Origin of the sequence: Sphingobium aquiterrae (assembly GCF_037154135.1) — a bacterium.
GTDB classification, from domain to species: Bacteria; Pseudomonadota; Alphaproteobacteria; order Sphingomonadales; family Sphingomonadaceae; genus Sphingobium; species Sphingobium aquiterrae.
The window spans coordinates 111760-124185 of the sequence record NZ_JBANFL010000005.1; the positions used below are offsets into that span (position 1 = coordinate 111760).

The following is a 12426-nucleotide window of genomic DNA, read 5'->3' on the forward strand; positions in this document are numbered from 1 at the left end:
GATACCGGGGGTATCTGGCAATCGGCCGACCGCAGCAGCGCCGATTTCCGTCCCACCCGCAGGGCATGGTTGTCCGGGCGCTGTGGAGCGTCGAAACGCTCAAACGGGGTGAAGACCCAGTTTCTCGCGCTTCTCCTCCCACAGCATCCCGGACAAGCATGTCTCGATCCTCGTCAATAATGGGTTTGCACCCTAAATATCCGCGTACACATGCGTTTCGGCGCTCGCTCCAGGATGCGTGACCGCGCCCTTATAGGCGGGCCCGACATTCTGGGCATAGCGCCACAATGCGCCGGCTTGATAGTCATTCCGGCGCGGCGTCCATGCCTTGCGGCGCTCGGCGAGCACGGCCTCGTCCACCTTCAAGTCGATGGTGCCCGCTTCGGCGTCGATGGCGATGATGTCGCCATTTTCGACCAGTGCGATCGGCCCGCCCTCCGCCGCTTCCGGGCCGACATGGCCGATGCAGAAGCCGCGCGTCGCGCCGGAGAAGCGCCCGTCGGTGATGAGCGCCACCTTCTCGCCCATGCCAAGGCCATAGAGCGCGGCGGTAGTCGACAGCATCTCGCGCATGCCGGGGCCGCCCTTTGGCCCTTCATAGCGGATGACGACAACTTCGCCTTCCTGGATCTGGCGATGCTCGACCGCCTGGAACGCATCTTCCTCGCATTCGAACACCCGCGCCGGGCCTTCGAACTGCAGGCGGTGCATGCCCGCGACCTTCACGATCGCGCCATCGGGGGCCAGCGTGCCCTTCAGGCCGACGACGCCGCCGGTCGGGGTGATCGGCGCCTTGACGTCGTAGATCACCTTCTGCTCGGGGTTCCACGTCACTTCGTCGATATTCTCGGCCAGCGTCTTGCCGGTGACGGTCATGCAGTCGCCATGGAGAAGGCCGTTGGAGAACAGCGTCTTCATCAGCATATAGATGCCGCCGGCGTCATACATATCCTTGGCGACATATTTGCCGCCCGGTTTCAGGTCCGCGATGTAAGGCGTTGTCTTGAATATCTCGGCAACGTCGAACAGGCTGAAGTCGATGCCGCATTCATTGGCCATGGCGGGCAGGTGCAGCGCGCCGTTGGTGGAGCCGCCGGTCGCCGCGACGATCCGCGCGGCATTCTCGAAGGCTTCGCGGGTGCAGATGTCACGCGGGCGGATGTTCTTCGCCAGCAGCTCCATCACCTGCCGCCCGGCGGCGACCGCGATCTCCTCGCGGCTCTTATAGGGCGCGGGCGCCATGTTGCTGTTGGGCAGCGACAGGCCGATGGCTTCGCCGACACAGGCCATGGTGTTGGCGGTATATTGACCGCCACAGGCGCCATGGCCGGGGCATGCGACCTTCTCCAGCGCGATCACCTCCTTGAGCGGGCAGGTGCCGGCGGCATATTTGCCGACCACCTCGAACACGTCCACGACGGTCACGTCGCGGTCATGATAGCGGCCGGGCAGGATCGACCCGCCATAGACGAAGATCGACGGCACGTTGAGGCGCAGCATCGCCATCATCATGCCGGGCAGCGACTTATCGCAGCCGGCGAAGGTGACGAGCGCGTCATAGCAATGGCCGCGCACCGACAGCTCCACCGAGTCCGCGATCACTTCACGGCTGACCAGCGAGCTTTTCATGCCCTGATGGCCCATGGCGATGCCGTCGGTCACGGTGATGGTGTTGAACCGGCGCGGCATGCCGCCCGCCTCGTTCACGCCCTGGCGGCAGAAATCCGCCTGCAGATCGAGCGTGGTGTTGCAGGGCGCGGAGTCGTTCCCGGCGGAGGCAATGCCGACAAAGGGCCTGGCGATCTCTTCCTCGGTCAGGCCCATCGCATAATAATAGCTGCGATGCGGCGCGCGCTCGGGACCGACGGAAACATGACGGCTGGGAAGTTTTGCCTTGTCGAAATGATGTGTCATTGCAGAACCCTTCTTTCGCGCGCCTCTTTCCAAAAAGGGACGCTTTACGCAAGGCTATTGCGGCATTCGCGGATCACAGGGGCCAGGATTTTCGCGAAACGGGCCTGTCCGGCAGCGTCGGAGACCAGATCCTGCCGCATCTCCACCCCCAGATAGGGGATGCCATTGCCTTCCGCGTGCAGGTCCATCGATGCATTCAACTCATGCCCGGAATAGGGCTGCTGGTCGCCGACATGCAGGCCGGCGGCCTCCAGCATGGGGATGGCGATGCGCGCGCCGCGATCATCCTGATTATAGAGCACGCCGATATCCCATGGCCGCGCCTCCTCCGGGTTCGCTGCCAGCGAGGGCGTGAAGCTGTGGAGCGACAGGATGAAGGGTGACGTCATGCCGTCGAGCAGGCGCTCCGCCTCATGATGATAGGGGTGGTGAAAGCGGATCATCCGTTCGGCCAGATCGGCGCTGCGATTGCCCGGAATGGCGTGGCCATCGCTCATGACCGGCAGCAATCCGGGTGCATCCTCATCCCGGTTGAGGTCAATGACAAGGCGCGAGACAGCGCCAAGAATGGCCGTGCAGCCAAGCGCCTGCGTCAACAGCGCGGCCACCGGGGCCACGCCGATGTCGATGGCGATATGGTTGGAAAGCAATGCGGACGGAATGCCAAGGTCGATGTCCGCCGGCACATGGGCGGAGGCATGGTCCGCGATGATGAGGATAGGCGCATCGCCGCCCGACAGCAGTGTGAAGGCTTCGTTGGTCATGCCTGCCTGATCTCCGTTTCCATCACCCACCAGTCGGGCCGTGCAGTTTGCAGAGCTGCGGCCGCTGTCGCGCAAGCGCCAATATCGTTGAACAGCGCGAAACAGGTGGCGCCCGAGCCCGACATGCGCGCGAGCGTCACGCCCTTGCAGATTTCCAGTGCGCTAAGAACCTCGGCAATGACCGGCGCGATCAGGATGGCCGGGGCCTGAAGGTCGTTGCGGCCATGCGCGACGATGCCGGGCAGGTCGCCTACCGCCAGCGGTCCGCGATCCACCCCGTCCCATCCTGCAAAGACCGGCCCGGTCGACACGGGCACGCCGGGATTGACGAGCAGCATCGGCGCGCGCCCAAGCCCGGCGGGTTCAGCCGCCGCCAGCGCCTCGCCGCGACCGCCGACCCGCTGGGTGATGCTGGAAACGCAGGCCGGCACGTCGGAGCCCAGCGACAGCGCGATGGCCGCAAGATCGCCCGCCGGGATGTCCAATCCCCACAGTCGGGCAAGCAGGCGGAGCGCCGCCGCCGCATCCGCCGAACCGCCACCGATGCCCGACGCCACCGGCAGTTTCTTGGTGAGGTGCAGATACGCGCCCCTGCCGCCGCCCGCCGCAGCCGCAAGCGCCCGGCCCGCCTTCACCACCAGATTGCCTTCGCCCGCATCCAGCCCGACGGCAAACGGCCCGTCGATCGTCAGCGCGATCATGCCGGGCGGGGCATGTTCCGCCGCCAGCACGTCACCGTCGCGCGCGAAGGCAAACAGGCTTTCGATCTCATGATAGCCATCCTCGCGGCGGCGGCGGACGTGCAGGGCCAGGTTCACCTTGGCATAAGCGGTTTCGGTCGGCATCTTGATCGGATCAATCGTCGTAAAACATCAGGGTTTGCGCGGCGGCGGACCATCGCGCAGCTTGCCCGCCAGCCGCTCCACGGCATCCCCTTCGGCAAAGATGCTGGCGGCGCGCCAAGCATAGCGGGCCTCATAGCGGCGGCCCACGGCCCAGAGCGCATCGCCCAGATGCTCGTTGATGGTGACATCGCCCGGCGCACCGGCGGCGGCGCGCTCCAGCACCGGCACGGCCGCCTTCATGTCGCCCGCCATATAATGCGCCCAGCCGAGGGAATCGGTGATCGAGGGATCATCGGGCCGCAACCGGCTCGCCTTTTTCAGCAAATCGAGCGCCTGCGCCACATTCTGCCCGCGCTCCACCTGCGCATAGCCCAGATAATTGAGCACGACCGGCTCGTCCGGCGCCAGCCGCGACGCGCTGGTGAGCGCCGCCTTCGCCTCGTCCCATCGCCCGGCCCGTTCCAGCGCGCTGCCTTCCAGCAGGTAGAGCGTCCATGGCGCGGCGCCTTCGGCGTAGAAACGGTGCGCCGCGCGATATGCGGCGGCGGCCCCTTCGAAATCATTGGCATCCGCCAGGAGCGTTGCCAGGCGGAGATGTTCGGCGGCGCCCGCATCGGGGCGCGCGGCAAGGTCTCGCGCCAATGCCAGCGCGCCCTGCGCATCGCCGCCAGCGGCAAGCGCCGTCACGCGCACATCCGCCGCCGCCGGTCCATAGGGCGAGGCGGGCGGAATGCGGCCCGCTTCGGTCAGGGCATCGGCGTCCAGATCGCGCGCCACCAGCTGCCGCGCCACGCCCAGCCGGAACTCGGCATTTTGCGGGTCGGCAAATGTCGCCAGCCGCGCAAGGGTGAGCGCCATGGCCGATGTCGATCCTTCGCCGGTCAGGTCATCGGCCAGCCGCGCGAGCAGCCGGCCAAAGCCCTGGACCGGCGTCATCGGCGGCGCGACGAACCGCCGCGCCTGCACGATCTCCGCGCGGGTGCGGGACAGCGACACCGACGCCTCATCCTGCATATCGAGCAGGGCAAGCGCCGCTTCCCGCTGCCCCAGGGCGGCGAGCCGCCGCGCCGCGGCCATGCGGAAGCCCAGCAGCGGATTGGTCCGCAACGAAAGCGCCCGCGTGATCGCCGGCATCGCGTCCTCCGCCTTGCCCCGGCTCAATGCCTGCAAGGCCGCATGCTCATCGATATAACGCTGGGTGAGGATGCCGAAACGCGCGCCGGCCGTCGCCTGGGGCGGCGCATAGGGGCCGTCCGCCACGGAAATCCAGCTGAGCAATATGGGCGCGAGAAAGCCGAAGCTCTCTTCCTTTTCCAGCCGCACAGCCAGCGCGCGGGCGCCGGACCAGTTTCTGGCGGCAAGCGCTTCCACCGCGAACAGCAGGGCGCCGTCGCGCGGCAAGGGCCCGGTCGCATCCAGCACATGCGCGGATTGCAGCGCCAGCGCCATGTCGCCGCTCTCGATCGCCTGACGATAGGAGCGCGACGCGATCTCGATGCTGGCGGGATCGGCCGCGAGCGCCTGGCGATAGGCGGAGACCGCGACACCGCCGGCGCCATCCACATCCGCCAGCCGCGCCCGGGCATAAGCGTTGAGCGCAGGCCCATCCACCGCCGCGCCCGCCGGCGCGACCGCGGCAACCGCCCATGCCGCCGCGATGGACGGCAGGAGCACAGGATGCAGGCGCCTACATATTGGGATAATTGGGCCCTCCGCCGCCCTCCGGCACCACCCAGTTGATGTTCTGGGTGGGGTCCTTGATATCGCATGTCTTGCAATGGACGCAGTTCTGGGCGTTGATCTGGAAGCGCGGCGCGCCTTCATCCAATCCGACCACTTCGTACACACCGGCGGGACAGTAGCGTTGCGCCGGCTCGTCATAAAGGGGCAGGTTGTAGGAAATCGGGATCGAAGGGTCCTTCAGCTGCAGGTGGACCGGCTGGTCTTCCTCATGATTGGTGTTCGACAGGAACACCGAGGACAGACGGTCGAAGCTGATCACGCCATCGGGCTTGGGATAGTCGATCTTCTCGCACGCATCCTTGCGCCACAGCTTTTCCGCATCGGGCTTGTGCTTCATGGTAAAGGGCAGGCCGATCTTCAGCGTCCGCATCCACATGTCGATGCCGGCGATCAGCGTGCCAAGGGTGCCGCCGAATTTCGAAATGGCGGGCTCGGCATTGCGCACGACCTTGAGTTCGTCGGCGATCCAGCTGGACCGCACGGCTTCGCCATAGCCGGTCAGTTCATCGCCGCCCCGATCGGCCTGGACGGCGGCAAAGGCCGCCTCCGCCGCCAGCATGCCGGATTTCATCGCGGTGTGCGTGCCCTTGATCCGCGGCACGTTCACGAAACCGGCAGAGCAACCGATCAGCGCGCCGCCGGGGAATTCCAGCTTGGGCACCGATTGCCATCCACCCTCGTTGATCGCCCGCGCGCCATAGGAGACGCGCCGGCCGCCTTCCAGATATTGGCGGATGTCCGGATGCTGTTTCCAGCGCTGGAATTCCTCGAACGGGGAGAGATAGGGATTGCGGTAGGACAGCCCGACCACGAAGCCCAGCGCCACCTGTCCATTGGCCTGATGGTAGAGGAAGCCGCCGCCATAGGCATCGGTCAGCGGCCAGCCCTGGGTATGGATCACCAGGCCCGGCTGATGCCTGGCCGGATCGATATCCCACAATTCCTTTATGCCCAGGCCATAGACCTGCGGTTCGCAGTCCGCATCCAGCGCGAACTGGCGCTTGAGGATCTTGGTCAGGTGGCCGCGCGCGCCTTCGGCGAAGAAGGTATATCTGGCGTGCAGTTCCAGCCCCGGCTGATAATCCGGCTTGCGATTGCCTTCCCGGTCGACGCCCATGTCGCCGGTGGCGACGCCCTTCACCGAGCCATCCTCATGGTAGAGGATTTCCGCCGCCGCAAAGCCGGGGAAAATCTCCACGCCCAGCCCCTCGGCCTGTTCGGCCAGCCAGCGGCACAGATTGCCGAGCGACCCGGTATAAGTGCCCTTGTTGTGCATGAAAGCCGGCGTCATGATGTGCGGCATCGCCATCTTGCCGTTTTTGCTCAGGAACCAGTGCCGGTTGTCGGTGACGGGCACGTCGGCCAGCGAACAGCCCATCTCGCGCCATTGCGGCAGCAGCTCGTCGAGCGCCCTGGGGTCGATGACCGCGCCCGACAGGATATGGGCGCCGATTTCCGACCCCTTTTCCAGGATGCAGACCGAAAGCTCGGCACCCGCCTCATTGGCAAGTTGCTTCAGCCGGATCGCCGCGCTAAGCCCCGCAGGCCCGCCGCCGACGATCACGATGTCATATGGCATCGAATCCCGGTCGCTCATCTTTTCCCTCCTTGCGGTGTCGCATGGCCCCGTCCATCCGATCACCGTATCATGTAAACGGTCTGACACATTGCGCGATGACCATTCTTGACCCCCTCGTCAACCTCTGTGCCTTGTAACTTTTATGCGGGGAATGGCAGGGATTTCTTTGATTAAGGGTGACGTAGCGGCAGATGCCTTCATGGCATGGTGGTCGCTGGCGGGGGTCGATTGCGCCATCGGCGAAGCGCCGGTCAACTGGCTGCAACCGCCGGCAAGACCCGCAAGAGCGTTGGATTCCAGCCCGCCTGCCGCCGCCCCTTCCCCATCCGCCCCGATTGCCCCCGCCCCTTCGGCCGCGCCCCGCTGGCCCACGGACATCGCGGCATTCCGCCGATGGCTGGCGGACAGCCAGGACATATTGGAGGCCGCATGGCCCGGCCCGCGCATCCTGCCCGGCGAAGCGGAAAATGCGGCGGAAAACGTGGATGTGATGGTCATCACCGACATGCCGGATGCGGACGACATCGCCGGCGGCGCGTTGCTTGGCGGCGATGCCGGGCGGCTGTTCGACGCGATGCTCGCGGCCGTCGGCCTGGACCGGGGGCAATGCCACATCGCCTCGCTGGCGGTTGCGCGACCCATTGGCGGGCTGATGCGCGACGAAGACCTGAAACCGCTGGCGGAACGCATGCTGTACCATATCGGCCTTGCGGCGCCGCGCCGGTTGCTGGTGCTGGGCGATCGGACGGTCCGTGCCCTTGGCGCGACCGATGGCGGGGCGGCGCTGCGCGACGATGCCGGAAATTTACGACCTGTTAACCATGGTGACGGCATTGTGGATGCGATCGCCACCCTGCATCCACGGCTGCTACTGAAGCAGCCCGAAGCGAAAGCGGCATGCTGGCAACAACTGCAATTTCTGGTAAAGGGCCAATCCTGACCATGCCATTTGCATCCCGCGCCCTCCTGCTGGCTATCGCCACCCTGCCCGCATTGAGCGCCGGCCCCGCCATCGCGGCCACGGATACGCTCGGCATCATGCCACGCCAGGTCCAGGGTCAAGCGGAGCAGACTGATCCGGCGCTGACATTGAAGGATAGCGAGAAGGCGCGCTATCGGGCGATCTTCGCGGCGTTGCGGGCATCGCAATGGACCGACGCCAAGGCGCAGATCACAACCCTGGACCAGGGCGATCCGATGCGGCCGCTGGCGCTTGCGGAACTGTATCTCGCCAAGAATTCGCCCAAGGTCGAACTGTTCGACCTGCTCGACCTGCTCAACAAGGCCAGCTGGCTGCCCAAGGCGGACCAGATCCAGCGCCTCGCGCAAAAGCGCGGCGCGCAGATCCTGCCGGAGCTGCCGCAGGTGCAGAAGCTCGTCTGGCTGGGCGCCGCGCCCAAGCGGCAATATATCGCGACCGTCAAGACCGATCTTGCCGCGCAGGCGCTGGGCGCGCAGGTTCTGCCGCTGATCAAGAATGACGATCCGGCCGGCGCGGAAGCCCTGCTGAACGCCGCCGAAGCCACGCTGAGCCCGGAAGGCCGCGTGGAATGGCGCGAGCGGATCGCATGGTCCTATTATATCGAGAATGACGAACCCAATGCCCGCCGCATGGCCGTGAAGGCGCTGGAGGGTTCGCCCGGTGGCGACTGGACGGTGCAGGCCTATTGGACGACGGGCCTTGCCGCATGGCGCCAGAAGGACTGGCGCGCCGCGGCCCCCGCTTTCGCCAATGTCGCCGCGATGGCGGGCAATGAGGATATGCGGGCGGCCGGCGCCTATTGGGCCGCGCGCGCCTATATGGTCGGGGGAGAGCCCGCGAAGGTCGAGGGGCTGCTGCGCACCGCCGCCCGGTCGCAGGAAACCTTCTATGGCCTGCTCGCCCGTGAGACGCTGGGCATGCCGCTCAACATATCGCAGCAGACGGCGCGCTTTGGCGACGATGACTGGCGGGCACTGAAAGACAGCCCGAATGTGCAGGCGGCCATCGCGCTTTCGGCAGCCGGGGAAACGGGGCTGGCCGATCAGGCGCTGCGCTATCAGGCACGGATCGGCGGGACGCCGCAATATCAGGCGCTGTTGCGCCTGGCCGGCGCGCTGGACATGCCCGAAACCCAGCTATGGCTGGCACATAATGGCCCTGCCGGGCGGCAGCCGGACAGCTTTGCCCGCTTCCCCGCGCCCAAATGGACGCCCGATGGCGGCTGGCGGGTCGATCCCGCGCTGGTCTTTGCCCATACGCTGCAGGAATCGGGCTTCCGCACCAATGCCGTCAGCGGCGCTGGCGCGATGGGGCTCATGCAGGTCCGCCCCGCGACCGGCGGCGATGTCGGCATGAGCAGCGCCTCGCAGCTTTTCGTGCCCTCCACCAACATGGAATATGGCCAGCGCTATCTGGAGCAACTGCGCGACATGAGCGCCACCGGCGGGCTACTGCCCAAGGTGATGGCCGCCTATAATGCCGGCCCGACGCCGGTGGAGCGCTGGAACGCGCAGGTCAAGGATGGCGGCGACCCGCTGCTGTTCATCGAATCCCTGCCCTATTATGAAACCCGCGCCTATGTGAACATCGTCATGCGCAATTACTGGATGTACCAGATCCAGTCGAAGGGCATGGCCGATTGCCTGACCGGCATGGCGCAGGGCATGTGGCCGCGCTTTCCGGGCAGGAAGGGCACCACGCTGGTCCGGCTGGGCGCCAACAGCTTTGTGGGCGGCGGCACGGACTGAGCGCCCTTCCCCGCGCTGAAGGCCCGCGCCGGCGGCCGGCCCTGCCGTCGCCGGTCCCCTTGCCTATCCTGCCCCCGGCGCGCATAGATTTGGCATGCCCATCGACGACAGCATCAGCTTCATTCCCGTCCGCATCGCAGTGCTCACGATATCCGACAGTCGCGGCCCTGCCGAAGACCGATCGGGCGACGCGCTGGTGGAGCGGATCGCGGCGGCCGGCCATGTGCTTGCCGACCGGCGGATCGAGAAGGACGACCGCGCCGCCATCGTCGCACGCCTCCATGCCTGGATCGACGATCCGCAGGTCGATTGCATCATCACCACGGGCGGCACGGGCGTCACTGGCCGGGATGTGACCCCCGAAGCGCTGGCACAGGTGCAGGACAAGGAAATCCCCGGTTTCGGCGAGTTGTTCCGCCACCTGAGCTATGCGAAGATCGGCACCTCCACCATTCAATCGCGCGCGACCGCCTGCGTGGCGCGGGGCACCTATATCTTCGCATTGCCGGGTTCGACCGGCGCGGTCAGGGACGGATGGGACGATATTCTCGTCACCCAGCTCGACAGCCGCTGGCGCCCATGTAATTTCGTCGAGCTGATGCCCCGGCTCAAGGAACGGTGATGGACGCGCCCGATCCCCGCTACGGGCTTGGGCTGGCGCAGGGCGATGTTCGCGTGGTGCCGCATAATCCGCTGTGGGCACGGGCCTTTGTGGAAGAATCGACCCGCATCATGGCCGCGCTCGGCCCGGTGGCGCTGGCGATCGAACATTATGGCAGCACCGCGGTCCCCGGCCTTGATGCCAAGCCGATCATCGACATGCAGATCGGCGTGGCCGATCTTGATGACGGACTGCGCTTCGGCCCCACATTCGCGGCGCTCGGCTATGATCTGGTGACGGACCATGGCATCCCGGACCATCATCTCTACGCCCGGGGCACCATCCGCACCTTCTTCGCGCATATCGCGCTATTCGAAAGCGATGAATGGTTCAGAACGCTGCGGTTCCGCGATCGCCTGCGCGCCGACCCGGCGCTGCGCGACGCCTATCGCGCGCTCAAGCATGATCTGGCCGCCAATGCCGGCAGCCGCCGGGCCTATACCGACGGGAAGACCGATTTCGTGACCCTCGCCGGCAAGGCGTAACGACTGGCCCGGTTCAGCCCTGTTCCTTGAAGAAACCGTTGAGTTCGTTGAGCATCACCGCCCACCAATCCACCACATCGGCGAAATTCTTCTGGTTGAGGCCGCCCACCGTGGTGAGGTCGTAACAGACGCGCAGGCCCTTATCCTCCTGCACGGCCATCTGCATGAAGCGCTTGGTCCGGTTCCAGCTATTGGCCAGCTCCAGCGTGTTCTTGCCATCATCGCTGAAACTTACCTGGAACTGGATGGCGGCGCAGTTCTTCCCTTCCTCGCAATCGTAGAAATAGATGGTGAAATTATAGCCGCTCGCCGCGCTTTCGATCTTCGGATCGCCCTGATTATCCTTGCCGAGCTTGGCCTTGTAACCCGCCGCCATCAGCGCATCCACGATGGTCTTGGGGTCGCTGGCGCAGATCAGGCCAGCGCCGCATGTCTCCTTGTCCGCCGCATGAGCCGCAGATGGCGCCACCAGCGTCAGCATCGCCAGGCCAGCGGCCACAAGAGTCTTGCCGATCATGTCCTACACTCCCCCCAATGTGGCCCCTATATGGAAAATCTCCTCGCGCGGGCATCCGGCCTTGTCAAGATGTTCTTGTTATGTTCTAATCCCGCCATGGCCATGTGGAAGGGAAGAGGCGCAACCGAAAACGCAACCAGCAATCGCTTCGCCCTGCCCGCGCGGGAGGCCGATGGCGACTGGCTCGACGCGCTTGAGGGCATAGACGGTCCACGGCCCAAGCCCCGAACCCACGTCACCGTCGAACACCCCCGCACGATCATCAGCCGCAACCGATCGCCCGATATCGCTTTCGATCGCTCGATCAATGCCTATCGCGGTTGCGAGCATGGCTGCATCTACTGCTTTGCACGCCCTACCCATGCCTTTCACGATCTGTCGCCGGGCCTGGATTTCGAAACCCGGCTGTTTGCCAAGCCCGACGCCGCCAAGCTGCTGCGCGCCGAATTGATGGCGCCCGGCTATGCCCCCGCGCCCATCGCCATGGGCACCAATACCGACCCCTATCAACCGATCGAACGGGAATGGAAGATCACCCGGCAGTGCATTGAAATCCTGGCGGAATGCCGCCATCCCCTGATGATCACGACCAAGTCCGACCGCGTCCTGCGGGATGTCGACCTGCTCTCCGCCATGGCGGCAGATGGGCTCGTCGCCATCGGCATATCGGTGACGAGCCTGGACCCGGCGATTGCGCGCACCCTTGAGCCGCGCGCGCCGCATCCCGAAAGGCGGATCGCGGCCATCGCAAGGCTGACGGAGGCGGGCATTCCGGTCCACGCCTGCATCTCGCCCATCATTCCCGCGATTACCGATCATGAGATCGAGCATATCGTCGAACGCGTGGCGGAGGCCGGGGCGCGCGGCGTCTCCTTCATTCCGGTCCGCCTGCCGCACGAAGTCGCGCCGCTGTTCCGCGCCTGGCTGGAAACCCATTATCCCGATCGGGCCGGCAAGGTCATGGCCATCATCCGCGATATCCGTGGTGGACGGGACAATGACCCCGATTTCAGATCGCGGATGCGTGGACAAGGCGTGTGGTCGGACCTGATCCGCCAGCGCTTCCGGAAGGCCCGGCGGAAACATGGGCTGGAGCATGAGCGCCTGATCCTGCGCACCGACCTGTTTCGCCCGCCGCAGGGCGTCCAGTTGCGGCTGTTCTAGGGCATCGGGCGAAGAAGCGGAAAC

11 protein-coding genes are annotated in these 12426 nt (G+C 65.7%); 5 read left to right on the forward strand and 6 right to left on the reverse strand.

From position 1 onward, the window contains the following. Positions 1 to 192 precede the first annotated feature (192 nt). From ilvD to WFP78_RS07050, 5 genes are read right to left on the reverse strand one after another with little or no spacing between them, the layout of a single operon-like run. A complete protein-coding gene (gene ilvD / locus WFP78_RS07030; protein WP_336960144.1) occupies positions 193 to 1914 on the reverse strand; it encodes a dihydroxy-acid dehydratase in 1722 nt (573 codons plus the stop codon). Between the two features lie 44 nt (positions 1915 to 1958). Continuing rightward, entirely contained in the window at positions 1959 to 2678 is a 720-nt protein-coding gene (locus WFP78_RS07035) for an N-formylglutamate amidohydrolase (RefSeq protein ID WP_336960146.1), read from the reverse strand. Beyond that, positions 2675 to 3523, reverse strand: coding sequence for a 4-(cytidine 5'-diphospho)-2-C-methyl-D-erythritol kinase (locus tag WFP78_RS07040; protein WP_336960148.1), 849 nt, complete (start codon positions 3521 to 3523; stop codon positions 2675 to 2677). Before WFP78_RS07040 ends, WFP78_RS07035 begins: the two co-directional genes overlap by 4 nt. Positions 3524 to 3550: 27 nt before the next feature. After that, entirely contained in the window at positions 3551 to 5197 is a 1647-nt protein-coding gene (locus tag WFP78_RS07045; protein WP_336960150.1) for a tetratricopeptide repeat protein, read from the reverse strand. Positions 5198 to 5210: 13 nt separating this feature from the next. Continuing rightward, positions 5211 to 6863 carry an electron transfer flavoprotein-ubiquinone oxidoreductase gene (locus WFP78_RS07050; protein ID WP_336960152.1) on the reverse strand — a complete coding sequence of 551 codons (1653 nt, stop codon included), beginning with the start codon at positions 6861 to 6863 and terminating at the stop codon, positions 5211 to 5213. 181 nt (positions 6864 to 7044) lie between these two features. Here WFP78_RS07050 and WFP78_RS07055 point away from each other — a divergent pair, with 181 nt between their 5' ends. The 4 genes from WFP78_RS07055 (at position 7045) to WFP78_RS07070 (ending at position 10721) form a co-directional block, all read left to right on the forward strand. Next, on the forward strand, positions 7045 to 7785 hold the full coding sequence (locus WFP78_RS07055) for a uracil-DNA glycosylase family protein (RefSeq protein WP_336960154.1): 741 nt from the start codon (positions 7045 to 7047) through the stop codon (positions 7783 to 7785). A 2-nt stretch (positions 7786 to 7787) separates the two neighbouring features. Next, positions 7788 to 9575 carry a lytic transglycosylase domain-containing protein gene (locus tag WFP78_RS07060; protein WP_336960156.1) on the forward strand — a complete coding sequence of 596 codons (1788 nt, stop codon included), beginning with the start codon at positions 7788 to 7790 and terminating at the stop codon, positions 9573 to 9575. A gap of 94 nt (positions 9576 to 9669) precedes the next feature. Continuing rightward, on the forward strand, positions 9670 to 10197 hold the full coding sequence (gene moaB, locus WFP78_RS07065; RefSeq protein ID WP_336960158.1) for a molybdenum cofactor biosynthesis protein B: 528 nt from the start codon (positions 9670 to 9672) through the stop codon (positions 10195 to 10197). Further along, positions 10197 to 10721 carry a GrpB family protein gene (locus WFP78_RS07070; protein ID WP_336960160.1) on the forward strand — a complete coding sequence of 175 codons (525 nt, stop codon included), beginning with the start codon at positions 10197 to 10199 and terminating at the stop codon, positions 10719 to 10721. Before moaB ends, WFP78_RS07070 begins: the two co-directional genes overlap by 1 nt. A 13-nt stretch (positions 10722 to 10734) precedes the next feature. Here WFP78_RS07070 and WFP78_RS07075 read toward each other — a convergent pair whose 3' ends face one another. Continuing rightward, complete coding sequence (locus WFP78_RS07075) at positions 10735 to 11238, reverse strand: YbjN domain-containing protein (RefSeq protein ID WP_336960162.1); 504 nt, start codon at positions 11236 to 11238, stop codon at positions 10735 to 10737. 96 nt (positions 11239 to 11334) lie between these two features. On the opposite strand from WFP78_RS07075, the gene WFP78_RS07080 reads away from it, so the two are divergent. Then, on the forward strand, positions 11335 to 12402 hold the full coding sequence (locus WFP78_RS07080) for a PA0069 family radical SAM protein (RefSeq protein WP_336960339.1): 1068 nt from the start codon (positions 11335 to 11337) through the stop codon (positions 12400 to 12402). Positions 12403 to 12426: the final 24 nt, after the last annotated feature.

Bases quoted from the DNA above. Each gene is read 5' to 3' on its own strand.
- WFP78_RS07070 (WP_336960160.1), top strand. From the start codon at position 10,197: ATGGACGCGCCCGATCCCCGCTACGGGCTTGGGCTGGCGCAGGGCGAT.
- WFP78_RS07055 (WP_336960154.1), top strand. From the start codon at position 7,045: ATGGCATGGTGGTCGCTGGCGGGGGTCGATTGCGCCATCGGCGAAGCG.
- moaB (WP_336960158.1), top strand. From the start codon at position 9,670: ATGCCCATCGACGACAGCATCAGCTTCATTCCCGTCCGCATCGCAGTG.
- WFP78_RS07080 (WP_336960339.1), top strand. From the start codon at position 11,335: ATGGCCATGTGGAAGGGAAGAGGCGCAACCGAAAACGCAACCAGCAAT.
- WFP78_RS07050 (WP_336960152.1), bottom strand. From the start codon at position 6,863: ATGAGCGACCGGGATTCGATGCCATATGACATCGTGATCGTCGGCGGC.
- WFP78_RS07075 (WP_336960162.1), bottom strand. From the start codon at position 11,238: ATGATCGGCAAGACTCTTGTGGCCGCTGGCCTGGCGATGCTGACGCTG.
- WFP78_RS07035 (WP_336960146.1), bottom strand. From the start codon at position 2,678: ATGACCAACGAAGCCTTCACACTGCTGTCGGGCGGCGATGCGCCTATC.
- ilvD (WP_336960144.1), bottom strand. From the start codon at position 1,914: ATGACACATCATTTCGACAAGGCAAAACTTCCCAGCCGTCATGTTTCC.
- WFP78_RS07040 (WP_336960148.1), bottom strand. From the start codon at position 3,523: ATGCCGACCGAAACCGCTTATGCCAAGGTGAACCTGGCCCTGCACGTC.
- WFP78_RS07060 (WP_336960156.1), top strand. From the start codon at position 7,788: ATGCCATTTGCATCCCGCGCCCTCCTGCTGGCTATCGCCACCCTGCCC.